The sequence below is a fragment of the Sinomonas sp. P47F7 genome, assembly GCF_049332655.1.
Lineage (GTDB): Bacteria > Actinomycetota > Actinomycetes > Actinomycetales > Micrococcaceae > Sinomonas.
The window spans coordinates 3,378,376-3,404,454 of record NZ_CP186327.1; the positions used below are offsets into that span (position 1 = coordinate 3,378,376).

A 26,079-nucleotide genomic window follows, 5' to 3' on the forward strand; every position below is an offset into this window, starting at 1 on the left:
TCTCATTCACCACCTTCGCGACGCACGATGCGCGCCTTCAACGGGAGCTTGTGCATGGCGAGGCGCAGCGCCTCGCGCGCCACCTCATCAGACACACCGGCGAGTTCGAAGAGAACTCGGCCCGGCTTGACGTTCGCGACCCACCACTCGGGCGAACCCTTACCGGAACCCATTCGGGTTTCGGCCGGCTTCTTGGTGAGGGGGCGGTCCGGGTAGATGTTGATCCAGACCTTGCCGCCACGCTTGATGTAGCGGGTCATGGCGATACGAGCCGCCTCGATCTGGCGGTTGGTCACATACGCCGGGGAGAGGGCCTGGATGCCGTACTCGCCGAAGCTGACCTTCGTGCCGCCAGTCGCAGCGCCCGAGCGGCCCGGGTGGTGCTGCTTGCGGTGCTTCACACGACGGGGAATAAGCATTTAAGCCTCTCCTCCTTCCGCTGCCGGAGCGGCAGCCTCAGCGGCCGGAGCCTCGGCGGCCTCAGCGGAGGCGGCCTGCGGCTGGCGGTCGCCAGACGGACGACGACGGCGCTCGCCACCGGGGCGGCCCGGACGATCGCCACGGTCACCACGGTCACCACGCGGGCCGCGCGACGACGGAGCGGCAGCGGCCTGAGCCGCGAGCTCCTTGGACGTCACGTCGCCCTTGTAGATCCAGACCTTCACGCCGATGCGGCCGAACGTGGTCTTGGCCTCGTAGAAGCCATAGTCGATGTTCGCGCGGAGCGTGTGCAGGGGCACGCGGCCCTCGCGGTAGAACTCCGAGCGCGACATCTCAGCACCGCCGAGGCGGCCCGAGCACGCGACACGGATGCCCTTGGCGCCGGCGCGCTGCGCCGACTGCATGGCCTTCTTCATGGCACGGCGGAACGCGACGCGGCTCGAGAGCTGCTCCGCGATGCCCTGGGCCACGAGCTGAGCCTCGATCTCGGGGTTCTTGACCTCGAGGATGTTCAGCTGGACCTGCTTGCCGGTGAGCTTCTCGAGTTCGCCGCGGATGCGGTCGGCTTCGGCGCCGCGGCGGCCGATCACGATGCCCGGACGCGCCGTGTGGATGTCCACGCGGACGCGGTCGCGGGTGCGCTCGATCTCGACGCGGGCGATGCCGGCGCGCTCCATGCCCGTGGTCATGAGCTTGCGGATCTGAACGTCCTCGCGGACGAAGTCCTTGTAGCGCTGACCGGGCTTGCTGCTGTCGGCAAACCAGTGCGAGACGTGGTCGGTGGTGATGCCGAGTCGGAACCCGTGCGGGTTGACCTTCTGTCCCATTTAGCGGGCCTCCTCGTTCTCCGGGGTCGCCACGACCACAGTGATGTGGCTGGTGCGCTTCTTGATGCGGTAAGCGCGGCCCTGGGCACGCGGCTGGAACCGCTTCATGGTCGGACCCTCGTCGACGAACGCCTCGCTGATGTAGAGGTCGCTCTCGTCGAACGCGAGACCATCGCGGTCGGCCAGGACGCGGGCGTTGGCCATCGCGGACGCAAGCACCTTGTAGACCGGCTCCGAAGCCGCCTGCTGGGCGAACTTCAGGATCGCCAGAGCCTCATTCGCCTGCTTGCCACGAACAAGGTTGACGACGCGCCGGGCCTTCATCGGCGTTACGCGGATGTGCCGCGCAATTGCCTTGGCTTCCATTGCTTTCCTTCTCTTTCTCGAAGTCCAAGCACTGCTTCACTCTGCCGTGAGGCAGGGTCAGCGGCGCTTGCCCTTCTTGTCGTCCTTCACGTGGCCGCGGAAAGTCCGCGTCGGGGCGAATTCGCCGAGCTTGTGCCCGACCATCGACTCGGTGATGAAGACCGGGACGTGCTTCCGGCCGTCGTGCACGGCGATCGTGTGCCCGAGCATGTCGGGGACGATCATCGAGCGGCGGGACCAGGTCTTGATGACGTTCTTGGTGCCCTTATCGTTTTCCCGGGCGACCTTCACGAAGAGGTGCTGGTCAACGAAAGGACCCTTCTTCAGGCTGCGTGGCATGTGTCCAGGCTCCTATCGCTTGTTCTTGCCAGTACGACGACGGCGGACAATGAGCTTGTCGCTCGCCTTGTTCGGGCGGCGGGTGCGGCCCTCGGGCTTGCCGTTCGGGTTGACCGGGTGGCGACCACCGGAGGTCTTGCCCTCACCACCACCGTGCGGGTGGTCGACCGGGTTCATGGCGACACCACGGACGGTCGGGCGGACGCCCTTCCAGCGCAGACGGCCGGCCTTGCCCCAGTTGATGTTCGACTGCTCGGCGTTGCCGACCTCGCCGACGGTCGCGCGGCAGCGCGCGTCGACGTTGCGGACCTCGCCGGAGGGCAGGCGCAGCTGCGCGAACTTGCCTTCCTTGGCGACGAGCTGCACCGAGGCACCCGCGGAGCGGGCGAGCTTGGCACCGCCACCCGGGCGGAGCTCGACGGCGTGGATGACCGTACCGACCGGGATGTTGCGGAGCGGCAGGTTGTTGCCGGGCTTGATGTCGGCGTCCGGACCGGACTCGACGAAGTCGCCCTGGGCCAGCTTGTTCGGCGCGATGATGTAGCGCTTCGTGCCGTCCACGTAGTGCAGGAGCGCGATGCGAGCCGTACGGTTCGGGTCGTACTCGATCTCCGCGACGCGGGCGTTGACGCCGTCCTTGTCGTGGCGACGGAAGTCGATCAGACGGTACTGGCGCTTGTGCCCACCGCCCTTGTGGCGCGTGGTGATTCGACCCGTGTTGTTGCGGCCGCCCTTCTTGGCGAGCGGACGAACAAGGGACTTCTCCGGCGTCGAACGCGTGATTTCTGCGAAGTCGGCCACGCTCGAGCCGCGGCGGCCCGGGGTAGTCGGCTTGTAGTTACGGATTCCCATTTACCTGTTCCTCGTTAAAGTGGTCTCCGCTCAGGCGAGCGGACCGCCGAAGATGTCGATCGTGCTGCCACCCTTGAGGGTGACGATGGCACGCTTGGTGCTCTTGCGCTGGCCCCAGCCGAACTTGGTCCGCTTGCGCTTGCCCGGACGGTTGAGCGTGTTGATCGAATCGACCTTCACCGAGAAGATCTGCTCGACCGCGTTCTTGATCTCCGACTTGCTGGAGCGCGGGTCCACGAGGAACGTGTACTGCCCCTCGTCGATCAGGCCGTAGCTCTTCTCGGAGACGACCGGCGCGAGAATCACGTCGCGCGGGTCCTTGTAGCTCGATGCAGTCACTTGGAGGTCTCCTCGTTCTTGGGCGCCCGATCGGCGACGAACGCGTCGAAGGCCGCCTTGGTGAACACCACGTCGTCGGAGACCAGCACGTCGTAGGTGTTGAGCTGGTCGGCGTACAGTGCGTGGACCTCGGTGAGGTTGCGGACCGAAAGGACCGCGTTCTCCTCGGCACGCTCGAGAACGACAAGGATGTTCTTGCGGTCAGTGATGGACTTGAGAATCTCGATGGCACCCTTGGTGTTCGGCTTCTCACCCGCGGCGAGGGACTCCACGACGTGGATGCGGCCGTTGCGGGCTCGATCCGAGAGGGCACCGCGGAGCGCGGCGGCCTTCATCTTCTTGGGGGTCCGCTGCGAGTAGTCACGCGGCGTCGGGCCGTGGACAACGCCACCGCCGGTCATGTGCGGGGCGCGCACCGAACCCTGGCGGGCGCGGCCGGTGCCCTTCTGCTTGAACGGCTTGCGGCCGGCGCCGGAGACCTCGCCGCGGTTCTTCACCTTGTGCGTGCCCTGGCGTGCAGCGGCCAGCTGGGCGACGACGACCTGGTGAAGCAGGGGAACGTTGGTCTGGACGTCGAAGATCTCGGCGGGGAGATCGACCTTCACAGTTGCGTTAGCCATGAGTTCAGGCTCCCTTCACAGCGGAACGGACCAGGACGACCGAGCCGCGGGCGCCGGGAAGGGCACCCTTGATGAGGAGCAGCGAGTTCTCGGTGTCGATGGCGTGGACCGTGAGGTTGAGCGTCGTCTGACGCTCGTTGCCCATGCGGCCAGCCATGCGCAGACCCTTGAAGACGCGGCCCGGGGTGGCGCAAGCACCGATCGAACCGGGCTTGCGGTGGTTCTTGTGGGCACCGTGCGAGGCGGAGACACCGGCGAAGCCGTGACGCTTCATGACACCGGCGAAGCCCTTGCCCTTGGTCGTGCCGACGACGTCGATCTTCTGACCGGCGGCGAACAGCTCAACGGACAGCTCCTGACCGAGCGCGTACGTGTCGGCATCGGCGGTGCGGACCTCGACGAGGTGGCGGCGCGGCGTCACGCCGGCCTTCTCGAAGTGGCCGGCGAGCGGCTTCGTGACCTTGCGGGGGTCGATCTGGCCGTAGCCGATCTGAACCGCCGTGTAGCCATCGTTCTCGGCGTTGCGGAGCTGGGTGACAACGTTCGTGTCGGCCTTGACGACCGTGACGGGGATGACGTTGTTGTTCTCGTCCCAGACCTGGGTCATGCCGAGCTTCGTGCCCAGCAGGCCCTTGACATTGCGGGTTGCGGTCATAGTTCTCTCAGCACCTCCCTACTAGAGCTTGATCTCGATGTTGACGTCCGCAGGCAGATCGAGACGCATGAGCGAGTCGACGGCCTTCGGGGTGGGATCGATGATGTCGATCAGCCGCTTGTGCGTGCGCATCTCGAAGTGCTCACGGCTGTCCTTGTACTTGTGCGGAGAGCGGATAACGCAGTACACGTTCTTCTCCGTGGGCAGCGGCACGGGGCCGACCACCGTTGCGCCTGCGCGCGTGACCGTCTCAACGATCTTCCGGGCCGAAGTATCGATGACCTCGTGGTCATACGACTTCAGCCGGATGCGGATCTTCTGTCCCGCCATATCGTCCGACTCGCTTTCATGTCAGTGCTGCACTGTTCTGTTTCAGCTATCCGTGGCTGCCGAGGCATTCAAGGTCGTGACCACCACAGGCCGCACGGGCTGAATCCGGAATTTCCGGGTTCCTCAACCAGCCGACCATCCGACCCCCGCGGTCGGGCGTGTCGCGAGTTTCGCGCGCACGTATCCGTAGCTCAATGCGGAGGTGGGTCATATTTGGGCCCCAGCCTGGACCCTGCACCCGGCATTATCCGGATCGGGACGCGAAGGAGCGCTTGAACAACTCATCTAGTGTGCCAGACATCTGCATGGATGGCCAATCCGTGCGCGCGGCGCGATGATAGGCGCATGCCGCGCCCCGCCGTCGAACGTCTGGCCGCACTGCTCCCACCGGATTTCCTGCTCGGCGTCGCGACCGCGGCGTTCCAGATCGAGGGTGCGCTCGGCGACGACGGGCGCGGCCCGTCCGGATGGGACGACTTCGCCCGGCGGCCGGGCGCGATCGCCAACGGCGACTCCCCCGCGGTCTCCGCAGACCATTATCACCGCCTCACGGAAGACGTGGCGCTCATCGCGCGCCTCGGCGTCGACGCGTACCGGCTCTCGATCGCGTGGCCGCGCGTCCAGCCGGACGGCCGCGGCACGTGGAACGAGAAGGGCTGGGCGTTCTACGAGCGGCTCGTCGACCTCCTGCTCGAGGCGGGCGTGCGACCCGTCGTGACCCTGTACCACTGGGACACTCCCCTGCCGCTCGAGCACGACGGCGGCTGGCTGGCCCGCGAGACGGCGCAGCGGTTCGCCGACTACGCGGCCGAGGCAGGCCGGCGCCTGGGCGACCGCGTGGCGCGATGGATCACGGTCAACGAGCCCGTCACCGTGACGCTCAACGGCTACGGCCTCGGCGTCCACGCGCCGGGCCGCGAGCTCCTCTTCGACGCCCTCCCGTCGGTGCACCACCAGCTCCTCGCGCACGGGCTCGGGGTCCAGGCGCTACGGGCGTCGGGGGCGCGCGGCGGGATCGGCATCACGAACCTCCACGCCCCGGTGTTCCCGAAGTCGCGGCGCCCGCTCGACCGCGCGCACGCGGGCGTCTTCGACCTCATCTTCAACAGGCTCTATGCGGACCCCGTGCTGCTGGGACGTTATCCACGGATCCCGTGGCTGGCCCGGACGGACTTCCGCCCGCTCGCCGCCGCGATCCGGCCCGGGGACCTCGCCGCGATCCGGCAGCCGCTCGACTTCTACGGGCTCAACTACTACTACCCCGTGCGGGTCGCGGCAGGCGGCCTCGGAACGGGGCCTGGGTCCAATCCGAGCGGCTCGCCCGCGGAGCACGGCAGCCATCCGCCCGCGCTCACGCGCCTGCCGTTCCACCTCGCCGACTTCCCGGAATACCCGCGGACGGGCTTCGGCTGGCCCATCGCACCCCAGCACATCGCGCTACAGCTCGCCGAGCTGCACACGCGCTACGCCTCGGCCCTCCCGCCGGTCGTCGTGACGGAGAACGGGGCGAGCTTCCCCGAACCGGATCGCGTGGACGGCGAGCTCGATGATCGCCAGCGGATCGACTACCTCGCCTCCCACCTCGAGGCCGCGCTGCTCGCGGTCCGGCCTGGGGGCCCCGCAGAGGGCGTGCGGCTCGCGGGATGGTTCGTGTGGACGCTCTTGGACAACTTCGAGTGGGCGGCCGGGTATTCGCAGCGGTTCGGGCTCGTCCACGTGGACTTCGACACGCTCAAGCGCACCCCGAAGGCCTCGTTCGAGTGGCTTCGTAGGCTCACCGCGGCCCGGCGCGCCGCGGCCCGGCGCGCCGCGCGCACCTGAGCGAGCGCCTCGGCACGAGCGGACGACGGCGGGGGCTACTCGCCGCGGTTGGCGCGGCGGATGCGCTTGGCGCGATCGATCTCGTTCTTGAAGTTCTTCCGGATGCTGAAGTAGCCGGCGACGACCACAATGACGAGCGCGATGACAATGATCCAGGCCACGACGGGTCCTCCCTCGGGTGCACCGGGCGGCGGGAGCCCGGCGTTCTCTACGGTAGCAGCGTGCCGCGCGGCGTGCGCGCGAGCCACCACACGGCAGCCCCGATGAGCGCGAGCCCCAGGATGGCCAGCAGGAGGTAGGGGTAGGCCCGGACGGCCCAGAGGACGCAGACCAGCACGCCGGCGGCGCCCCAGAGCGTGAACACACGCTCTCCGACCATGAGTCCCGCGGCAGTCAGAACGGCGAACGCGACCAGGAGCCACACCTGCTGCGGCATATCGGCGGTCAGGGCGGCCGCGAGGCCCGAGAGGCTCGCAAGACCCGCCGCGGCCCCGAGCCACACCATGGCTGGCAGGCGCTGGCCCCCGTAGTAGCGCGCGGCCGCTACCACCGCGCCTACCACGACGTACCACTGGGCGAGCCAGAACAGGCTCACCGGGCCGTGCCCCGCGAACACCGAACGCTGCAGCGCGGCCGCGACGAGCAGGGCACCCAGTTCTGCGCCGAGCCGCCGCGCCCCCGCGGGGAGCTCGGCAACGACGAGCGCCACAAGCCCGGCGGCGAGGGCGGGGAGGACGACGGCGGCCGGCGGCTCCCACGCCGAGCGCGCGGCGAGGAGCAGCGCGAGCCCCGCGACGCCCGCCACTGACCACCGCCGGACCGGCTCGAGCGCGAGGCCCCTCAGCGGCGCCGCGAGATCCGCGCCGTCGTACGCTCGCGCCCCCATCCACCGCAGCCCCACTCCGCAGGCGGCGGGTACGAGGCCGCCCACGAGGGCGGGCATCGCCTCGTTCCATGGGAACGGCTCGTGCGCGAAGACGCTGTGGCCCACGGCGGTCCCCGCCGCAAGTGCGGCCAGGGCGCCGAGGGGGAACGCCGTCGCGGCCACGCCCGCCGCGCCCTGCCACGACCAGCTCGCGACGATCAAGACCGCCGCGCACGCCCCGAGCCCGACACCGAAGGCCCACGGCTCCTCGCGGAGCCCCGCGATCGCGGCAGACACAGCGAACGCCGCCCCGCCCGATGTCCACGCCCACGGCAGGGCCGAGGGTCCGGTTCGAACCGGGCCGCCATGCTCAGCGCGCCCCTCCCAGCGGGCCAGACCCACAGCATGGCCGGCGGCGAGGAGGGAGAGCAGGATGGCGAGCCCGGTGCCGCTCAGGAGGGGCGCCGAGAGCGCCTGCCCCGCTGGGAAACGAACGGCGGGCCCCGCCCAGACAATCCCCAGGAGCGCGGCCAGAACGCCTACGTGCCCGGCCAGCGGACGCCCCCGAACGGTCGCGAGGACGCTCGCGACCGCGAGCGCCGCCTCGAGAAGGAGGACCCATCTGCCGCCACCGGGCTCTCCGGACGGCGTCGCGAGGTACACGATCGGCAGCGCGAGCTGTGCCGCGAGCCCGCTCCAGTACGCGATTTCCTGGAACGGAAGCCCCGCGGCCCTTCCCCGCAGCGCCCGGCGGACGGCGTGCTGCGCGGCGAGCCCGAGCGCGAGGGCCACGCTCACCGCGCTCGTCGACGCCGTCGCGTCATGCACCACGAGCGCCATGAGGAGCAGCGGGAGCGCCCGGGCCGCCAGAAGATGAATGCCTCGCGCGGCCGTGCCAGGGGCAAGCCACACCATGATCGCGCTGTACGCCGCCGCGAGCCCCACGACGACCTCGAGGACCCGTGCATCGCCGCCGGAAAGGAGCGCGGCCACGACGAGGCCGGCCCACGCGAGCGAGAGGGCCTCGACTCGTGCGCGCAGCACTGCGCCGGAGAGCGCCGACCCCGCCGCGAGGCCGACGACGACTGCGGCAGTCAGCGGGCCGGGGCCCGTGCCGCCCGGCGCGGCGTACGCCGAGGCCGGCCACAGCGCGAGTCCCGCGAGCGCCGCGCCGCCCACCACGACGGCTGCGTCCTCGAGGGCCCAAGGAAAGGGATCCTTGCGACGTGCGCCTACCGCGAGCGGCACCGCGAGCTGGAGGAGGAGGACCGCGGCGAGCACGTGCCAGCCGGTCACGGGCTGCCGTGCGACGGTGAACTCCCAGCCGCTGCGCCCCACGGCGTGGAACAGCGTCACGGCGAGCGACGTCGCCGCGGCCCGCGCGAGCCACACGTAGACCCACCGCCGCGTGAGGGCCACAGACCTCGCGGCCCCTCCAGCGAGCATCGCGGCGGTCAGGGTCAGCGAGACGTTCCCCGCGGCCCAGCGATCCGCCTCGAAGGCTCCCACCGCAAGGAGCGCGAGGAGGAGCGGGGGCACGATCTCGCCAGCGCGGGCACGTTGCGCGAGCTCACCGGACTGCGCGGCCGCGCCGGGAAAGAGGGCAGCCCAGACTGCGATGGCGGCCGCGCACGCGACCATCACGACCGCGAGATGCAGCGCGGACTGGGAACGAGGCTCGGTGAAGCAGACCACCGCGCTCGCGACCGCCGCTCCCGCCGCCATGGTCGAGACGAGCGCGTCCCGGGCGAACTCGCGGCGCCCCACCGCGGCGACAACGGCCGTGAGGGCGAGCTGCGCCGAAGCGGTCATCGCGACGGCCGACGCGAGGGCTGCTGCGCGGTCGGTGGGGGCCGCGGCGGGCAGCAGGCCGTCGACGACGGCGGGCACGGCGACGAGCGACGCGTAGCGCGCAGCGGCCACGAGCTGCGCTCGCGTCCATCCCGCACGGGGGCCCTCCGCGTCGGCCCGGGCCACAGTCTCCTCTCGCTGCGGGGTGACAGCACGGATGAGCCAGTACGCGACAGCCCAGGCCGCGAACACGGCGAACTGGCTCGCGGTCACGAACTCGTGCACGATCGCCAGGACGGCGAACGCCGCCACCGGAAGGAACTCCCCCGCACGCCTGTGCCACCACGCGACGAACTGAGCCGACGCGACCAGCGCCGCGAACGCGAGCGCGACCGCTCCCGCCTCCGCGTCGGCGCGGAGGGACACGGCCGCGACGAGCACGACGAGGAGCGCGAACTGCGCACCGACGGCCACCGCCTGCTCGGCGAGGAGCCTCGTGGCGGACAGGGAGAACGTGGCCGCGAGCCGCTTCTCGAGCGCGCCCACCGCGAGGATCGTCGCCGTCGTGGCCGCGATGGCCGCGACCATCCCCGCGTCGAACGCGACGACGCGGTCGCCGAACGCCCCGAGGGCCGCCGCCTGGGCGGCGGTGGTCCCGGCGGCGATGGCCGCCGTCGCCCGCGCGGACCACCACGACGTGCGCCGCAGCGCCATGGGTCCGCGGACGAACGCCGCGACTCCGAAATAGACGAACAGCGCCCAGACGAGCAGAGCGTACTGCCAGCGCCCGAGCGTGCCAACCGCGAACGTGGCCGCAAGGAAGGTCGCCGGCGCGATGTACGGGTGAAGCCTCGCGATGGGCCGCAGGACGAGCGGCGGGATCCACCGGGGCCTGAGGACGACCGCTGCGCCCAGCGCCGCCGAGAGGCCCAGCATCGCCGCGAAGTCGGCCGCGAGCGCCCCGCCGAGCGCCGTGGCCCCCGACCACGCCGCGGAGAACGCAAACGTCAGCGAAAGGTAGACGAGGAGCCTGCTCTCGAGGCGCACCGCGGCGGCGCCGAACGCGATGAGCCCCACCAGGCTTGTCACGAGCCACGTGACCGCGGGTCGATGCACGGCGATGACGTCGACGGCGAGGCCAGCCACGGGGAGGAGCGCAAGGCCCGTGCCAGTCAGGGCGACCGCCGCCGGACGCAGGCGCGGGACGCGCGCGTGGACCGTCAGGCCGGCGCCATAGAACAGGCCCGTGATCGCGATGAGTCCCGCGAGGCGGACCGAGTCAGCCGTGCTGCTCGCAAGGAAGAGTGCGGCCGCCGCAACCATGAGCAGGGCTGCGGCGTAGAGGGCGATGTTCACGTTCTGGACCATGCGACGAGCCCGGCGGCGCGCGTCGGACTCACGAACGGACACGCGAGGCACCGGCCGGAGGCTCGGCGGCGCTGCGGCTGGCGCGCCGACGGCGTGACGGCTCGGCGGCAATCCGCTTCCCCGCTCGAGCTCGGGCCGCGGCGGGGCTTGCACGGGCGGCGCCATTCCTGGGGGCGGTGGAGACTGGATCGGGGGCTCGGCTTGCACAGGCAGCGCGACCCGCGAACCAGCCCCCGCGTCGCGCGCGCCCTGCTCCCAGCCCGCGCGATGCCCCTCGAAGTATCCGGCGGCATGGCCCTCGAGGAAGCCCGCCCTTCGCCCGTCGTCGAATCCCCGCTCGTAGGCCGCATCATCAGGCATGCGTGTGCCCCTTTCGCCTCCCAGAGTGCGGAGCCGGACGGGCTCCCCATTAATCCATTCACTGGAATAATAAGCCTCGAAAAAACCCCGCCGCAATACTGCGACGGGGTCTTCTCAGTACCGGCTCAGCGCCGGCCGATCCTCAAGAAGTTACTTGATGATCTTGGTAACGCGGCCCGAGCCAACGGTGCGGCCACCCTCGCGGATGGCGAAGCCGAGGCCCTCCTCCATGGCGATGGGCTGGATGAGCGCAACGGTCATCTCAGTGTTGTCGCCGGGCATGACCATCTCGGTGCCCTCGGGGAGGGTGATGACGCCGGTCACGTCCGTGGTACGGAAGTAGAACTGCGGGCGGTAGTTCGAGTAGAACGGGTTGTGACGGCCGCCCTCGTCCTTGGAGAGGATGTAGACGTTCGCCTCGAAGTCAGTGTGCGGGGTGATCGAACCCGGCTTCACGACGACCTGGCCACGCTCGACGTCCTCGCGCTTGATGCCGCGGAGCAGGAGGCCACAGTTCTCGCCGGCCCACGCCTCGTCGAGCTGCTTGTGGAACATCTCGATACCCGTAACCGTGGTCTTCTGGACCGGGCGGATACCGACGATCTCGACCTCAGAGTTGAGGGCGAGCGTGCCACGCTCGGCGCGGCCCGTGACGACCGTGCCACGACCGGTGATCGTGAAGACGTCCTCGATCGGCATGAGGAACGGCTTGTCGCGGTCACGAACCGGGTCCGGAACGTTCTCGTCGACGGCGTCCATGAGGTCCTCGACCGACTTGACCCACTTGGGGTCACCCTCGAGGGCCTTGAGGCCCGAGACGCGGATGACCGGGGCGTCGTCGCCATCGAAGCCCTGCGAGGACAGGAGCTCGCGGACCTCCATCTCGACGAGGTCAAGAAGCTCCTCGTCGTCCACCATGTCAGCCTTGTTCAGCGCAACGAGGAGGTACGGCACGCCGACCTGGCGGGCGAGCAGAACGTGCTCGCGAGTCTGGGCCATCGGACCATCCGTCGCGGCGACCACGAGGATCGCACCGTCCATCTGAGCCGCGCCGGTGATCATGTTCTTGATGTAGTCGGCGTGGCCCGGAGCGTCGACGTGAGCGTAGTGACGCTTCTCCGTCTGGTACTCGATGTGGGCGATGTTGATCGTGATACCGCGCTGACGCTCCTCCGGAGCGGCATCGATCGACGAGAAGTCACGCTTCTCGTTCAGGTCCGGGTACTTGTCGGCAAGCACCTTGGAAATGGCAGCGGTCAACGTGGTCTTACCGTGGTCAACGTGACCAATGGTGCCGATGTTGACGTGCGGCTTAGTCCGCTCGAACTTTGCCTTCGCCACTGGTTCCTCCTAGAAGGTTCTTAAGAAGACTGCCTCCAGCCGCGCTTGTCGCAACTGAAACTCTTGGCAAGTCTACTTGGGGGCTGATTCTTTCGTAAAATTCGCGGGGCTTCTGGCCCCACAAGGGGCGGCGGGCGCCCGCCGTCGTCGTTCTCTCAGGTAAATGCCCGGCAGAAAAACGACGGCAGGCGAACCGCCTTCCAGAACTATTCGCCGCGCGACTTCTGGATGATTTCGTCGGCCACGGCCTTCGGGACCTCAGAGTAGCTGTCGAACTGCATGGAGTAGACAGCACGGCCCTGGGTCTTCGAGCGAAGGTCGCCGATGTAGCCGAACATCTCGGAGAGCGGGACGAGCGCACGGATGACCTTCACGCCGACCGCGTCCTCCATGGACTGGATCTGGCCACGGCGGGAGTTGAGGTCGCCGATGACGTCGCCCATGTAGTCCTCAGGGGTACGGACCTCAACCGCCATGAGCGGCTCGAGGAGAACAGGGTTGGCGCGGCGGGCGCCTTCCTTGAAGACCTGCGAACCGGCGATCTTGAACGCCATTTCCGAGGAGTCGACGTCGTGGTAAGCGCCGTCGGTGAGGGACGCCTTCACGCCGACCATCGGGTAGCCGGCGAGGATGCCGAACTGCATGGCGTCCTGGATGCCCGCGTCAACCGACGGGATGTACTCGCGCGGGACGCGGCCACCCGTGACGGCGTTCACGAACTCGTAGAACGTGCCCTCGGACGTGTCGAGCGGCTCGAACGTGACCTGGACCTTCGCGAACTGGCCCGAACCACCGGTCTGCTTCTTGTGCGTGAAGTCGACCTTCTCGACCTTCTTCTTGATGGTCTCGCGGTACGCGACCTGAGGCTTGCCCACGTTCGCCTCGACCTTGAACTCGCGGCGCATGCGGTCCACGAGGATGTCGAGGTGGAGCTCGCCCATGCCGCCGATCTCGGTCTGGCCGGTCTCTTCGTTGAGGGAGACGGTGAACGTCGGGTCCTCAGCGGAGAGCTTCTGGATCGCGGTCGAGAGCTTCTCCTGGTCGCCCTTCGTCTTCGGCTCGATGGCCACGAAGATGACCGGCTCCGGGAACGTCATCGACTCGAGGACGATCGGCTTGCTCATGTCGCAGAGCGTGTCACCAGTCGTGGTGTCCTTGAGGCCGATCACGGCGTAGATGTGGCCAGCGTGGAGCTCCTCAACGGGGTTCTCCTTGTTGGCGTGCATCTGGAAGAGCTTGCCGAGGCGCTCCTTCTTGCCCTTCGTCGAGTTCAGCACCTGCATGCCCGACGTCGCCTTGCCGGAGTACACGCGGATGAAGTTGAGCTGGCCGAAGAACGGGTGCGCCGCAATCTTGAACGCGAGGGCCGAGAACGGCTCCTCCTCGCTCGGCTTGCGGAAGAGTTCAATCGACTCGTCCTTCGGGTCGTGACCGATCATGGCCGGCACGTCGAGAGGGGCGGGGAGGTAGTCGATGACAGCGTCGAGCATGGGCTGGACACCGCGGTTCTTGAACGCCGAACCACAGAAGACCGGGTAGATCTCGGAGTTCACGGTGAGCTTGCGGATGCCCGCCTTGAGCTCGTCGACCGTGAGCTCTTCGCCCTCGAGGTACTTCTCCATGAGCTCCTCGGACGCCTCAGCGGCGGTCTCGACGAGCTGGTGGCGGTACTCCTCGGCGCGCTCCAGTAGGTCCGCGGGCACCTCCCGGGTCTCATAGGCAGCACCCATGGTCACGTCGCCCTTGGCGTCGCCGGGCCACACGAGGGCCTTCATGGTGAGCAGGTCGACAACACCGACGAAGTCGTTCTCCGAACCGATCGGAAGCTGCATGACGAGCGGCTTCGCACCGAGACGCTTCACGATCGTGTCGACCGTGAAGTAGAAGTCGGCACCGAGCTTGTCCATCTTGTTGACGAAGCAGATGCGCGGCACGTCGTACTTGTCAGCCTGGCGCCACACCGTTTCCGACTGCGGCTCAACGCCCTCCTTGCCGTCGAAGACAGCGACGGCGCCGTCGAGCACGCGCAGGGAGCGCTCGACCTCGACCGTGAAGTCAACGTGACCGGGGGTGTCGATGATGTTGATCTGGTTCTGGTTCCAGAAGCAGGTCACGGCGGCAGACGTGATGGTGATGCCGCGCTCCTTCTCCTGCTCCATCCAGTCGGTCGTCGAAGCACCGTCGTGCGTCTCGCCGATCTTGTGGTTCACGCCCGTGTAGAAGAGGATGCGCTCGGTCGTGGTGGTCTTGCCGGCATCGATGTGCGCCATGATGCCGATATTGCGGACCTTGCTGAGGTCGGTAAGCACGTCGAGTGCCACGGTGTCTCCCTATGTTTTCCCTTGTTGGCTGCGCATTCGCCGCCGGCCCTCGTGGGGCCAGCGGCGAATGAAGCATTTACCAGCGGTAGTGAGCGAAGGCCTTGTTCGACTCGGCCATCTTGTGCGTGTCTTCGCGGCGCTTGACCGCGGCACCGAGGCCGTTCGAGGCATCCAGGATCTCGTTCTGGAGGCGCTCGGTCATGGTCTTCTCGCGGCGGGCCTTGGAGTAGCCCACGAGCCAGCGGAGGGCGAGAGCCGTCGCGCGGCCCGGCTTGACCTCGACCGGAACCTGATAGGTCGCGCCACCGACGCGGCGGGACTTGACCTCGAGGGTCGGACGGACGTTGTCCATGGCCTTCTTGAGCATCGCGACGGGGTCGCCGCCGGTCTTCTGGCGGGCACCCTCGAGGGCGCCGTAGACGATGCGCTCGGCCGTGGACTTCTTGCCATCCACGAGGACCTTGTTGATGAGCTGCGTGACGAGCGGCGAACCGTAGACCGGATCGACGACGAGCGGGCGCTTCGGCGCAGGACCCTTGCGAGGCATTACTTCTTCTCCTTCTTCGCGCCGTAGCGGCTGCGGGCCTGCTGACGGTTCTTGACGCCCTGCGTGTCGAGCGCGCCGCGGACGATCTTGTAGCGGACGCCAGGGAGGTCCTTCACGCGGCCGCCGCGCACGAGCACGATCGAGTGCTCCTGCAGGTTGTGGCCGACGCCCGGGATGTACGCCGTGACCTCGACACCACCGTTGAGGCGGACACGCGCGACCTTGCGGAGGGCGGAGTTCGGCTTCTTCGGGGTGGTCGTGTACACACGCGTGCACACGCCGCGGCGCATGGGGCTGCCCTTCAGGGCAGGAGCCTTGGTCTTGGAGACCTTCGGCGTGCGGCCCTTGCGGACCAGCTGCTGAATAGTAGGCACTTTCGTGTTCTCCGTACTTCGTTGACTTTCGCCTGGGCACGCCAACCCAAAGGCCGGGCGTGCCGCGACGAGCATTGACGGTCGATTCACACCCGCTGCGGCGTGTTCGACCGTAGGCGTGCGAAAGTGTGGCATTTGTCGCGCATTTACCCCGCAACCCGGAAACAGGCCCCGACCGTGCTCCCGCACCGTCGGCCATCATCCTCTGCCACACAGAAACAATCGTGAAAATGGTAGCACGCGCGGCGGTGAGCTCCCTAACCGGCGGTCGTGCCCCCACGGCCGCGCGGCCGGCACCCCCGAAAGGGTGCCGGCCGCGCCGATGGGGAGCGCCGCCGTCGTCCGTCTCAGGAGAGGACGACGACGGCGGGGACGTCAGCGGTAGTCGCCGCCACCCAGGTCGTAATCGTCGAGCGGAATCGCGTGGAACTCCTGCACGCCGTCGCCATTCAGCGGGTCGTACGCGAAGTCGCTGAACGCGCTCGGGCCGGTGAAGAGCGTCGCCTTGGCCTCCTCGGTCGGCTCGACCGCGATCTCCGTGTACCGGGGCAGACCGGTGCCGGCGGGGATGAGCTTACCGATGATGACGTTCTCCTTGAGGCCCAGCAGCGGGTCGCTCTTCGCCTCCATGGCCGCCTGCGTGAGGACGCGGGTGGTCTCCTGGAAGGACGCGGCCGAGAGCCAGGACTCCGTGGCGAGGGACGCTTTGGTGATGCCCATGAGCTCCGGACGGCCAGAGGCCGGCCGCTTGCCCTCGGACACCACGCGGCGGTTCTCGTCGCGGTAGCGGCGCGACTCGGCGAGCTCGCCCGGAAGCAGGTCCGTGTCGCCGGACTCGATGACCGTGACGCGACGCAGCATCTGCCGGACGATGACCTCCACGTGCTTGTCGTGGATGCCGATGCCCTGCGAGCGGTACACGCCCTGGACCTCGTCGACGAGGAACTTCTGCGCCTCGCGCGGGCCCTGGATGCGGAGCACCTGCTTCGGGTCGACCGGGCCGTTGACGAGCTTCTGCCCGACCTCGACGTGGTCGCCCTCCTCGACGAGGAGGCGCGCACGGCGAGACACCGGGTAGGCGATCTCCTCCGTGCCGTCGTCGGGCGTCAGGACGATCCGCAGCTGCTTCTCCGTGTCCTCGATCGAGACGCGGCCAGCGGCCTCGGAGATCGGGGCGACACCCTTCGGGGTGCGCGCCTCGAAGAGCTCCTGAATACGGGGCAGACCCTGCGTGATGTCCTCGCTACCGGACGCCGAGACCGCGCCACCGGTGTGGAAGGTACGCATCGTGAGCTGCGTGCCCGGCTCACCGATCGACTGCGCGGCGATGATGCCGACCGCCTCGCCGATGTCCACGAGCTTGCCGCTCGCGAGCGAGCGGCCGTAGCACTTCGCGCACGTCCCGACCGCGGACTCGCAGGTCAGGACGGAGCGAACGCGGATCTCGGTGATGCCCGCCTCGATGAGGCGGTTGATGAGCACGTCGCCCAGATCGGCGCCCGCCTCGGCGAGCACGTTGCCCGCCGAGTCAGCGACGTCGACCGCGAGGGTACGTGTGTACGCCGTGTTCTCGACGTTCTCCTCACGGATGAGCTCGCCGTTGAGGTCCGCGGTCGCGATCGGGACCATGAGGCCACGCTCGGTGCCGCAGTCCTCCTCACGCACGATCACGTCCTGCGAGACGTCCACGAGACGACGCGTCAGGTAACCCGAGTTGGCCGTACGGAGAGCCGTGTCGGCCAGACCCTTCCGCGCGCCGTGCGTGGCGATGAAGTACTCGAGCACCGACAGGCCCTCACGGTACGAGGACTTGATCGGGCGCGGGATGATCTCGCCCTTCGGGTTGGCCACGAGGCCACGGATACCGGCGATCTGACGAACCTGCATCCAGTTACCACGAGCGCCCGAGGAGACCATGCGGTTGATGGTGTTCATCTTCGGCATGGACTCGCGCATGACGCCAGCGATCTCGGTGGTCGCCTTGTCCCAGATCTCGATGAGCTCGGAGCGGCGCTCCTCGTCGTCGATAAGACCCTTGTCGTACTGGCTCTGGATCTTCGCCGCGCGGTCCTCGTAACCGGCCAGGATGGCCGGCTTCGCCTCGGGCACGGCGATGTCCGAGATGGCCACCGTGACGCCCGAGCGGGTCGCCCAGTGGAAACCGGCATCCTTGAGGTTGTCGAGGGTTGCCGCGACGACGACCTTCGGGTAGCGCTCCGCGAGATCGTTGACGATCTTCGAAAGCTGGCCCTTGTCGGCCACAGACTCGACCCACGGGTAGTCCGCGGGCAGTGTCTCGTTGAAGATCACCTGGCCGAGCGAGGTTTCGACGAGCGCGGGCTCGCCGGGCTCCCAGCCCTCGGCCGCGGGGCGAGCCGCCGACGGGACGAAGCCCTCGAGGCGGATCTTGACCTGCGCGTTGAGGTGCAGCTCGCGGTTGTCGTACGCCATGATCGCCTCGGGGACCGAGGAGAACACGCGGCCCTCGCCCGCTGCACCCTCACGCTTGGTGGTGAGGTGGTACAGGCCGATGATCATGTCCTGCGACGGCAGCGTGACCGGTCGGCCATCCGACGGCTTCAGGATGTTGTTCGAGGACAGCATGAGGATGCGGGCCTCGGCCTGGGCCTCGGGGCTCAGCGGCAGGTGCACGGCCATCTGGTCACCGTCGAAGTCGGCGTTGAACGCCGCGCACACGAGCGGGTGCAGCTGGATGGCCTTACCCTCGACGAGCTGCGGCTCGAACGCCTGGATGCCGAGGCGGTGGAGGGTAGGTGCGCGGTTGAGCAGCACCGGGTGCTCCGTGATGATCTCCTCGAGCACGTCCCAGACCTGCGGACGGTAGCGCTCGACCATGCGCTTCGCGCTCTTGATGTTCTGCGCGTGGTTGAGGTCCACGAGCCGCTTCATGACGAACGGCTTGAAGAGCTCGAGCGCCATCTGCTTCGGCAGGCCGCACTGGTGCAGCTTGAGCTGCGGGCCGACGACGATGACCGAACGGCCCGAGTAGTCGACGCGCTTGCCGAGGAGGTTCTGGCGGAACCGGCCCTGCTTGCCCTTGAGCATGTCGGAGAGCGACTTGAGCGGACGGTTGCCGGGGCCCGTGACCGGGCGGCCGCGGCGGCCGTTGTCGAACAGCGAGTCAACAGCCTCCTGAAGCATGCGCTTCTCGTTGTTCACGATGATCTCGGGCGCGCCGAGGTCGAGGAGCCGCTTGAGGCGGTTGTTGCGGTTGATCACGCGACGGTACAGGTCGTTCAGGTCGGAGGTCGCGAAGCGGCCACCGTCCAGCTGGACCATCGGGCGCAGCTCCGGCGGGATCACCGGGACGGCGTCGAGGACCATGCCCTGCGGCTTGTTGTCCGTCGTGAGGAACGCGCTGACGACCTTGAGGCGCTTGAGCGCACGGGTCTTCCGCTGACCCTTGCCGTTCTGGATGATCTCGCGCAGCAGCTCGGCCTCGGCCTCGAGGTCGAAGGACTGGAGACGACGCTGGATCGCCTCTGCACCCATCGAGCCCTCGAAGTACATGCCGTAGCGGTCGCGGAGCTCGCGGTAGAGCGCCTCGTCGCCCTCGAGGTCGGCGACCTTGAGGTTCTTGAAGCGATCCCACACGGCCTCGAGGCGCTCGATGTCGGCATCCGCGCGCTTGCGGATGGTCGCCATCGTCTTGTCGGCCGAGTCGCGGGCCTTCTTCTTGTCCGCGGCCTTGGCACCCTCGGCCTCGAGCCTCGCGAGGTCCTCCTCGAGGTCGCGGGCCACGGCGGCGATGTCCGAATCGCGTGCGTCGACAAGCTGCTTCTTCTCGAGGTCGTGCTCGGCCTGGAGGTTCGGGAGCTGGTCGTGGCGGCGCTCTTCGTCGACGCTCGTGATCATGTACGCGGCGAAGTAGATGACCTTCTCAAGGTCCTTCGGGGCGAGGTCCAAGAGGTAGCCCAGACGCGAGGGGACGCCCTTGAAGTACCAGATGTGGGTCACGGGAGCGGCGAGCTCGATGTGGCCCATGCGCTCGCGGCGCACCTTGGCGCGCGTGACCTCGACGCCACAGCGCTCGCAGATGATGCCCTTGAAGCGCACGCGCTTGTACTTGCCGCAGTAGCACTCCCAGTCACGGGACGGGCCGAAGATCTTCTCGCAGAAGAGGCCGTCCTTCTCGGGCTTGAGGGTGCGGTAGTTGATGGTTTCCGGCTTCTTGACCTCACCATGCGACCAGGTGCGGATGTCTTCCGCGGTCGCGAGGCCGATCTGCATGAGGCCGAAGGAGGATTCACTGGACAATGTGGTCCCTGTTCTCTCGTTCTAAGTCGTTCGTCTGCCGGTGCGCGAGGACTAGACCTCTTCGACGGAGCTGGGCTCGTCGCGGGAGAGGTCGATGCCCAGTTCCTCCGCAGCGGTGAACACCGCATCGTCAGAGTCACGCATCTCGATCGTCTGGCCGTCGGTGGAAAGGACCTCCACGTTCAGGCACAGGGACTGCATTTCCTTGATGAGGACCTTGAAGGACTCGGGAACGCCCGGCTCGGGGATGTTCTCGCCCTTGACGATTGCCTCGTAGACCTTCACACGTCCGTGGATGTCGTCGGACTTAATGGTGAGGAGCTCCTGCAGGGTGTACGCCGCGCCATAGGCCTCGAGCGCCCACACCTCCATCTCGCCGAAGCGCTGGCCACCGAACTGCGCCTTACCACCGAGCGGCTGCTGGGTGATCATCGAGTACGGGCCGGTCGACCGAGCGTGGATCTTGTCGTCGACGAGGTGGTGGAGCTTCAGGATGTACATGTAGCCCACGGAGATCGGGTCCGGGAACGGCTCGCCGGAGCGGCCGTCGAACAGCTGGGCCTTGCCCGAGGAGTTGATGAGCCGGTCGCCGTCACGCGTGACGTTCGTCGAGTCGAGCAGACCCGCGATCTCTTCCTCGCGCGCGCCGTCGAACACCGGGGTCGCGAGCTTCTGGTTGGGACCGGTCTCGCGCGGCATGTTCGGCAGGCCGCTGATCCACTCGGGCTCGCCCTCGATCTTCCAGCCGGTCTTCGCGACCCACCCGAGGTGGGTCTCGAGGACCTGCCCCACGTTCATGCGGCCCGGAACACCAAGCGGGTTGAGCACGACGTCGACCGGCGTGCCGTCCGCGAGGAACGGCATGTCCTCCACGGGCAGGATCTTGGAGATGACGCCCTTGTTGCCGTGGCGGCCGGCGAGCTTGTCGCCGTCGGTGATCTTGCGCTTCGCGGCCACGTAGACGCGGACGAGCTGGTTGACGCCCGGGGGCAGCTCGTCGTCGTTCTCGCGGTCGAAGACGCGCACGGCGATGACCGTGCCGGACTCGCCGTGCGGGACCTTGAGGGACGTGTCGCGGACCTCGCGCGACTTCTCGCCGAAGATCGCGCGCAGGAGGCGCTCCTCCGGGGTGAGCTCGGTCTCGCCCTTCGGGGTGACCTTGCCCACGAGGATGTCGCCGGCCTCGACCTCGGCACCGATGTGGATGATGCCGCGCTCGTCGAGCTGCGCGAGCACCTCCTCGGAGACGTTCGGGATGTCCCGCGTGATCTCCTCGGCACCGAGCTTCGTGTCGCGGGCATCGATCTCGTGCTCCTCGATGTGGATCGAGGACAGGACGTCCTCGGCCACGAGGCGCTGCGAGAGGATGATCGCATCCTCGAAGTTGTGGCCCTCCCACGACATGAACGCGACGAGGAGGTTGCGGCCGAGCGCGAGCTCGCCCTGATCCGTCGCCGGGCCGTCGGCGATGATGCCGCCGAGTTCGAGGCGGTCGCCCTCGTTGACGAGGACGCGGTGGTTGTAGCAGTTGCCCTGGTTCGAACGGTCGAACTTGCCGATGCGGTAGTTCGTCTCCGTGCCGTCGTCGTTGAGGACCACGACGAGGTCCGCCGAGACCTCGGTGACGACACCCGCCTTCGCCGCCACGACGACGTCGCCCGCGTCAACCGCCGCCGAGCGCTCCATGCCGGTGCCGACGAACGGCGCCTCGGAGCGGACGAGCGGAACGGCCTGGCGCTGCATGTTCGCACCCATGAGGGCGCGGTTGGCGTCGTCGTGCTCGAGGAACGGGATGAGGGCCGTAGCGACCGACACCATCTGGCGCGGGGAGACGTCCATGAACTCGACCTCGTCGGCCGGGATCAGGGTCGGCTCGCCGCCGCCACCGCGCTGACGGACGAGGACCGTCTCCTCGGCGAAGCTGCCGTCTTCGTTCAGCGGGGAGTTCGCCTGAGCGATCTGGACCTCGGCCTCGTCATCGGCCGTGAGGTAGTCGACCTCATCCGAGACGACGCCGTTCGAGACCTTGCGGTACGGCGTCTCGATGAAGCCGAACGGGTTGATCCGTCCGTACGACGCGAGCGAACCGATGAGGCCGATGTTCGGGCCTTCAGGGGTCTCGATGGGGCACATGCGGCCGTAGTGCGACGGGTGGACGTCACGGACCTCCATGCCGGCACGGTCGCGCGAGAGACCGCCCGGACCGAGCGCCGAAAGGCGGCGCTTGTGGGTCAGGCCGGAGAGCGGGTTGTTCTGGTCCATGAACTGCGAGAGCTGGGACGTTCCGAAGAACTCCTTGATCGCAGCCACAACCGGGCGGATGTTGATGAGGGTCTGCGGCGTGATCGCCTCGACGTCCTGCGTGGTCATGCGCTCGCGGACCACGCGCTCCATGCGGGACAGGCCCGTGCGGACCTGGTTCTCGATGAGCTCGCCGACGGCGCGGATGCGGCGGTTGCCGAAGTGGTCGATGTCATCGACCTCGACGCGGAGGTCGATCTCCTGGCCATCGCGGGCGCCCTTGATCGACTTCTCCCCCGCGTGCAGCGCGACGAGGAACTTGATCATCGCGACGATGTCCTCGATGTGGAGGACGGACGCCTCGCGGTCCGAGAGCGGACGGTCGATGCCGAGCTTCCGGTTGATCTTGTAGCGACCAACCTTGGCGAGGTCGTAGCGCTTCGCGTTGAAGTAGAGGTTGTCGAGGAGCGACTGCGCGGCCTCGACCGTGGGCGGCTCGCCCGGGCGAAGCTTGCGGTAGATGTCGAGGAGGGCGTCCTCGCGGGTCTCGGTCGTGTCCTTCTCGAGCGTAGCGCGCATCGAGTCGTACTCGCCGAACTGCTCGAGAATCTGGCCCTCGGTCCAGCCGAGCGCCTTGAGCAGAACCGTCACCGACTGCTTGCGCTTGCGGTCGAGGCGGACGCCGACCTGGTCGCGCTTGTCGATCTCAAGCTCGAACCACGCACCGCGCGAGGGGATGATCTTCGCCGTGAAGATGTCCTTGTCACTCGTCTTGTCCGCGGTCCGCTCGAAGTATGCGCCCGGAGAACGCACGAGCTGCGAGACGACGACGCGCTCGGTGCCGTTGACAACGAACGTGCCCTTCTCGGTCATGAGCGGGAAGTCGCCCATGAACACGGTCTGCTGCTTGATCTCGCCCGTGTTGTTGTTCATGAACTCGGCCTTGACATACAGCGGGGCCGAGTAAGTCGCGTCGCGCTCCTTGCACTCCTCCATGGTGTACTTCGGGTCCGCGAACTCCGGATCGGAGAAGCTCAGGGACATGGTGCCCTGGAAGTCCTCGATCGGGGAGATCTCTTCGAAGATGTCGGAGAGACCAGACGTCGTCGCAACGCTCGCGTCGCCCTCAGCGGAGGCCTTCGCAACGCGGGCCTGCCAGCGCTCGTTGCCCACGAGCCAGTCAAAGGACTCGGTCTGGAGGGCCAAGAGATTCGGGACGTCGAGGGGCTCGTGGATCTTAGCGAATGAGAGCCGGCTGCGTGCGCCGTCGGTGTTAGCGGTTTGGGTATCAGAGGTGCTCGAGGCGACCAAGAGGGATCCTTCCACAGACCTTCAGGATTGTCCGCACCCTCCCCCAACCGTGCAGCCGCCCAACAACTGTTCTGTTAAAGGGGCGACCGCCCACGAGCCCACCGCTATATGAAGGCTGGAGGTCAGAAAGGGAGAACGCAAAGATCCAGCATAACTGCTTCAGGCACGCGTGTCTAGCGCACAACTCGAGCCCGGTCAAGTGCCCCGATCCGGACGCGCTGCGGCGTGGTCACGGCACACACTGTACACCCGGCCCGCACCGCGCGGGGCGCCGGCATCCGCGGGCGCCCGTCCCGCGGAACGGCGGTAGCCTGAACACAGGAGGGCCCGCCGCCCGGCGGCCTCCCTCGCGGGCACTGGCTCCGCGAGAACCAAGCCGACGCGACAGGAGTTGCCATGAGCACCGGCACCGACGAAGTTGTCATCCTCTCCGCAGCCCGCACCCCCTTTGGCCGCCTCAACGGCCAACTCGTGACGTTCACCGCCGTCGACCTCGGCGCCCGCGCGATCGAGGCCGCCCTCGCCAGGAGCGGCGTCGGTTCCGACGCCGTGGACGCGGTCATCATGGGCCAGGTCCTCCAGGCCGGCGCGGGGCAAAACCCAGCTCGCCAGAGCGCGATCGCCGCCGGAATCGGGTGGAGCGTGCCGTGCGTGACGATCAACAAGGTCTGCCTCTCGGGCCTCACAGCAGTGATCGACGCGGCCCGCCTGATCCGCGCGGGCGACGCGACGGTCGTCGTCGCCGGCGGCCAGGAGTCCATGAGCCGCGCGCCGCACGTCCTGCCCGGCTCGCGCCAAGGCTGGATGTACGGGACCGTGAGCGCACTCGACGTCGCCGCCCACGACGGGCTCACCGACGCGTTCGACGGCCAGTCGATGGGCCTCTCGACGGAGACCCGGAACCTCACGCTCGGCATCGACCGGCGCTCCCAGGACGAGGTCGCGGCGGCCTCGCACCAGCGCGCGGCGCGAGCGCAGAAGGACGGAGTCTTCGACGACGAGATCGCGCCCCTGTCCGTCAAGCAGCGCAAGGGCGATCCGATCGCTGTCACGACGGACGAGGGCGTCCGCCTCAACACGACCGTCGAAACGCTCGCCCCGCTCAAGCCGGCGTTCGCCTCGGACGGCACCATCACGGCCGGGAACTCCTCGCCGCTCTCCGACGGCGCCGCCGCCCTCGTCCTCACGAGCCGCGCGTACGCCGAGGAACACGGACTGGCGTGGCTCGCCGTCGTCGGCAAGCCCGGGCAGGTGGCCGGGCCGGACAACTCGCTGCATTCGCAGCCCGCGAACGCGATCGCCAACGCGCTCGGCCGCGCCGGCTGGACCACCGAGGACCTCGACTTCATCGAGATCAACGAGGCGTTCGGCTCGGTCGCGGTGCAGTCGCTCAAGGAGCTCAAGTACCCGCTCGAGAGGACCAACATCCACGGCGGCGCGATCGCCCTCGGTCACCCCATCGGGGCGTCCGGGGCGCGGCTCGCGGGGCACGCGGCCCTCGAGCTCGCGCGGCGCGGCTCGGGCAAGACGGCGGTATCGCTGTGCGGCGGCGGCGGGCAGGGCGAGGCGCTCCTGCTCTACAGGGACTGACGCGGTGGCAGAGCGGGCGGACGACGGCGGGCACGGACGCTTCCTGGACGACGCCGCCGCGCGCGGCCTCGCGGTCGACGTCGCCGAGCGCGCACGTGCCAAGAGCCTCGAGGAGGCCGCGGCCATCCTCGGGATCGAGCCCCGCGAGATCGTGAAGTCGCTCGTCGTGAAGCACCCCGACGGGAGCTTCCTGTTCGCGCTCATCCCGGGCGACCGGCAGATCTCGTGGCCCAAGCTGCGCAAGCTCCTCGGCGTCAATCGGCTGTCGATGCCGCCCGCGCATGTCGCGCTCGAGGCGACGGGCTACGAGCGCGGGACCATCACGCCCTTGGGCTCGACGACGGCGTGGCCCGTCTACGCCGACGAGAGCATCTCCAGGCGGATCTCGATGGGCGCGGGGGCGCACGGCCGGAGCGCGTTCGTGGACGCGGGCGAACTGTTCCGCTCTCTCGGCGCGACCGTCGCGGACATCAGCGACCCGCTCTGAGGTTGCGGGGTCCCGTCCCCTCCGCGAAGGACCCCGCAACACCCCGCCAAGGACCCCACAACACTCCGCCAAGGACCCCGCAACGGGAAGGGCCCCCGGTTCCTGAACGGAACCGGGGGCCCTTCGGCTGGGCGATGCGTTGCGGAGCAACGCGCTCGCCTCGGCAAGCTCGGAGCTTACTTGAGGGTGACGCGAGCGCCAGCGGCCTCGAGGACCTCCTTGGCCTTCTCCGCCGCCTCCTTGGTGGCGCCCTCGAGGACAGCCTTGGGAGCGGCGTCGACGAGGTCCTTGGCCTCCTTGAGGCCGAGCGACGTGAGCGAGCGGACCTCCTTGATGACCGCGATCTTCTTGTCGCCGGCAGCCTCGAGGATGACGTCGAACGAGGTCTTCTCCTCCTCGGCAGCGGCCTCCGCAGCGGCGGGACCGGCAACGGCCACGGCAGCAGCGGTGACCTCGAAGACCTCCTCGAACTTCTTCACGAACTCGGAGAGCTCGATGATGGTGAGCTCCTTGAAGGCCTCAATCAGCTCGTCCTGGGTGAGCTTCGCCATGGGTGGCGTCCTTTCATTCGGTGGCGCGGCCGGGATTCCCACGGCGCGCCGAGTGTCTAGGTGG

21 protein-coding genes are annotated in these 26,079 nt (G+C 68.2%); 3 read left to right on the forward strand and 18 right to left on the reverse strand.

Going from position 1 to position 26,079, the window contains the following annotated elements:
- Positions 1-2: 2 nt before the first annotated feature.
- From rplP to rpsJ, 9 genes are read right to left on the reverse strand one after another with little or no spacing between them, the layout of a single operon-like run.
- On the reverse strand, positions 3-419 hold the full coding sequence (gene rplP / locus ACOKR1_RS15840; protein WP_415854826.1) for a 50S ribosomal protein L16: 417 nt from the start codon (positions 417-419) through the stop codon (positions 3-5).
- On the reverse strand, positions 420-1,268 hold the full coding sequence (rpsC, locus tag ACOKR1_RS15845) for a 30S ribosomal protein S3 (protein ID WP_422933906.1): 849 nt from the start codon (positions 1,266-1,268) through the stop codon (positions 420-422).
- Positions 1,269-1,634 (reverse strand): 50S ribosomal protein L22, encoded by a 366-nt coding sequence (gene rplV, locus ACOKR1_RS15850; protein ID WP_422933907.1) that lies wholly within the window; start codon positions 1,632-1,634, stop codon positions 1,269-1,271.
- Between the two features lie 57 nt (positions 1,635-1,691).
- Positions 1,692-1,973 (reverse strand): 30S ribosomal protein S19, encoded by a 282-nt coding sequence (rpsS, locus tag ACOKR1_RS15855; protein WP_422933908.1) that lies wholly within the window; start codon positions 1,971-1,973, stop codon positions 1,692-1,694.
- A 12-nt stretch (positions 1,974-1,985) separates the two neighbouring features.
- Positions 1,986-2,825 carry a 50S ribosomal protein L2 gene (rplB, locus tag ACOKR1_RS15860; RefSeq protein ID WP_422933909.1) on the reverse strand — a complete coding sequence of 280 codons (840 nt, stop codon included), beginning with the start codon at positions 2,823-2,825 and terminating at the stop codon, positions 1,986-1,988.
- Positions 2,826-2,855: 30 nt separating this feature from the next.
- Positions 2,856-3,164, reverse strand: coding sequence for a 50S ribosomal protein L23 (gene rplW, locus ACOKR1_RS15865; protein ID WP_415854829.1), 309 nt, complete (start codon positions 3,162-3,164; stop codon positions 2,856-2,858).
- Positions 3,161-3,784, reverse strand: coding sequence for a 50S ribosomal protein L4 (rplD, locus tag ACOKR1_RS15870; RefSeq protein ID WP_415854830.1), 624 nt, complete (start codon positions 3,782-3,784; stop codon positions 3,161-3,163). The genes rplW and rplD overlap by 4 nt, the downstream gene beginning before the upstream one ends.
- 4 nt (positions 3,785-3,788) lie before the next feature.
- Positions 3,789-4,439 (reverse strand): 50S ribosomal protein L3, encoded by a 651-nt coding sequence (gene rplC, locus ACOKR1_RS15875; RefSeq protein WP_415854831.1) that lies wholly within the window; start codon positions 4,437-4,439, stop codon positions 3,789-3,791.
- Positions 4,440-4,460: 21 nt separating this feature from the next.
- Positions 4,461-4,769 (reverse strand): 30S ribosomal protein S10, encoded by a 309-nt coding sequence (gene rpsJ, locus ACOKR1_RS15880; RefSeq protein ID WP_043119398.1) that lies wholly within the window; start codon positions 4,767-4,769, stop codon positions 4,461-4,463.
- 345 nt (positions 4,770-5,114) lie between these two features.
- On the opposite strand from rpsJ, the gene ACOKR1_RS15885 reads away from it, so the two are divergent.
- On the forward strand, positions 5,115-6,590 hold the full coding sequence (locus ACOKR1_RS15885) for a glycoside hydrolase family 1 protein (protein ID WP_422933910.1): 1,476 nt from the start codon (positions 5,115-5,117) through the stop codon (positions 6,588-6,590).
- A gap of 35 nt (positions 6,591-6,625) precedes the next feature.
- Here ACOKR1_RS15885 and ACOKR1_RS15890 read toward each other — a convergent pair whose 3' ends face one another.
- From ACOKR1_RS15890 to rpoB, 8 genes are all read right to left on the reverse strand, one after another.
- Entirely contained in the window at positions 6,626-6,751 is a 126-nt protein-coding gene (locus tag ACOKR1_RS15890) for a hypothetical protein (RefSeq protein ID WP_422933911.1), read from the reverse strand.
- Positions 6,752-6,798: 47 nt separating this feature from the next.
- Positions 6,799-10,974 carry a hypothetical protein gene (locus tag ACOKR1_RS15895; RefSeq protein ID WP_422933912.1) on the reverse strand — a complete coding sequence of 1,392 codons (4,176 nt, stop codon included), beginning with the start codon at positions 10,972-10,974 and terminating at the stop codon, positions 6,799-6,801.
- A gap of 150 nt (positions 10,975-11,124) precedes the next feature.
- The gene (tuf, locus tag ACOKR1_RS15900) at positions 11,125-12,315 is read right to left on the reverse strand and encodes an elongation factor Tu (RefSeq protein ID WP_415854812.1); all 1,191 of its coding nucleotides are present in this window, start codon (positions 12,313-12,315) and stop codon (positions 11,125-11,127) included.
- Positions 12,316-12,521: 206 nt separating this feature from the next.
- Positions 12,522-14,636 carry an elongation factor G gene (fusA, locus tag ACOKR1_RS15905; RefSeq protein ID WP_422933913.1) on the reverse strand — a complete coding sequence of 705 codons (2,115 nt, stop codon included), beginning with the start codon at positions 14,634-14,636 and terminating at the stop codon, positions 12,522-12,524.
- Between the two features lie 76 nt (positions 14,637-14,712).
- Positions 14,713-15,183, reverse strand: coding sequence for a 30S ribosomal protein S7 (rpsG, locus tag ACOKR1_RS15910; RefSeq protein WP_415854810.1), 471 nt, complete (start codon positions 15,181-15,183; stop codon positions 14,713-14,715).
- Positions 15,183-15,557 (reverse strand): 30S ribosomal protein S12, encoded by a 375-nt coding sequence (rpsL, locus tag ACOKR1_RS15915; RefSeq protein ID WP_043119407.1) that lies wholly within the window; start codon positions 15,555-15,557, stop codon positions 15,183-15,185. The genes rpsG and rpsL overlap by 1 nt, the downstream gene beginning before the upstream one ends.
- A 375-nt stretch (positions 15,558-15,932) precedes the next feature.
- A complete protein-coding gene (locus ACOKR1_RS15920; RefSeq protein ID WP_422933914.1) occupies positions 15,933-19,835 on the reverse strand; it encodes a DNA-directed RNA polymerase subunit beta' in 3,903 nt (1,300 codons plus the stop codon).
- A 51-nt stretch (positions 19,836-19,886) separates the two neighbouring features.
- Positions 19,887-23,387, reverse strand: a complete 3,501-nt coding sequence (gene rpoB / locus ACOKR1_RS15925) for a DNA-directed RNA polymerase subunit beta (RefSeq protein ID WP_422933915.1) — start codon at positions 23,385-23,387, stop codon at positions 19,887-19,889.
- Positions 23,388-23,783: 396 nt separating this feature from the next.
- Here rpoB and ACOKR1_RS15930 point away from each other — a divergent pair, with 396 nt between their 5' ends.
- Together ACOKR1_RS15930 and ACOKR1_RS15935 are read left to right on the forward strand one after the other, a co-directional pair.
- Positions 23,784-24,977: an acetyl-CoA C-acetyltransferase gene (locus ACOKR1_RS15930; protein WP_422933916.1), complete on the forward strand. Its 1,194-nt coding sequence runs from the start codon at positions 23,784-23,786 to the stop codon at positions 24,975-24,977.
- 4 nt (positions 24,978-24,981) lie between these two features.
- Positions 24,982-25,464, forward strand: coding sequence for an aminoacyl-tRNA deacylase (locus ACOKR1_RS15935; RefSeq protein ID WP_422933917.1), 483 nt, complete (start codon positions 24,982-24,984; stop codon positions 25,462-25,464).
- A 176-nt stretch (positions 25,465-25,640) separates the two neighbouring features.
- Here the strand turns inward: ACOKR1_RS15935 and rplL are convergent, their stop codons facing one another.
- Entirely contained in the window at positions 25,641-26,015 is a 375-nt protein-coding gene (rplL, locus tag ACOKR1_RS15940; RefSeq protein ID WP_422933918.1) for a 50S ribosomal protein L7/L12, read from the reverse strand.
- Positions 26,016-26,079 lie beyond the last annotated feature (64 nt).

Excerpts from the sequence above, each read along its gene's own strand:
- rplP (WP_415854826.1), bottom strand. The coding sequence starts at position 419 with ATGCTTATTCCCCGTCGTGTGAAGCACCGCAAGCAGCACCACCCGGGC.
- rpsC (WP_422933906.1), bottom strand. The coding sequence starts at position 1,268 with ATGGGACAGAAGGTCAACCCGCACGGGTTCCGACTCGGCATCACCACC.
- rplV (WP_422933907.1), bottom strand. The coding sequence starts at position 1,634 with ATGGAAGCCAAGGCAATTGCGCGGCACATCCGCGTAACGCCGATGAAG.
- rpsS (WP_422933908.1), bottom strand. The coding sequence starts at position 1,973 with ATGCCACGCAGCCTGAAGAAGGGTCCTTTCGTTGACCAGCACCTCTTC.
- rplB (WP_422933909.1), bottom strand. The coding sequence starts at position 2,825 with ATGGGAATCCGTAACTACAAGCCGACTACCCCGGGCCGCCGCGGCTCG.
- rplD (WP_415854830.1), bottom strand. The coding sequence starts at position 3,784 with ATGGCTAACGCAACTGTGAAGGTCGATCTCCCCGCCGAGATCTTCGAC.
- rplC (WP_415854831.1), bottom strand. The coding sequence starts at position 4,439 with ATGACCGCAACCCGCAATGTCAAGGGCCTGCTGGGCACGAAGCTCGGC.
- rpsJ (WP_043119398.1), bottom strand. The coding sequence starts at position 4,769 with ATGGCGGGACAGAAGATCCGCATCCGGCTGAAGTCGTATGACCACGAG.
- ACOKR1_RS15885 (WP_422933910.1), top strand. The coding sequence starts at position 5,115 with ATGCCGCGCCCCGCCGTCGAACGTCTGGCCGCACTGCTCCCACCGGAT.
- ACOKR1_RS15895 (WP_422933912.1), bottom strand. The coding sequence starts at position 10,974 with ATGCCTGATGATGCGGCCTACGAGCGGGGATTCGACGACGGGCGAAGG.
- rpsG (WP_415854810.1), bottom strand. The coding sequence starts at position 15,183 with ATGCCTCGCAAGGGTCCTGCGCCGAAGCGCCCGCTCGTCGTCGATCCG.
- ACOKR1_RS15930 (WP_422933916.1), top strand. The coding sequence starts at position 23,784 with ATGAGCACCGGCACCGACGAAGTTGTCATCCTCTCCGCAGCCCGCACC.
- rplL (WP_422933918.1), bottom strand. The coding sequence starts at position 26,015 with ATGGCGAAGCTCACCCAGGACGAGCTGATTGAGGCCTTCAAGGAGCTC.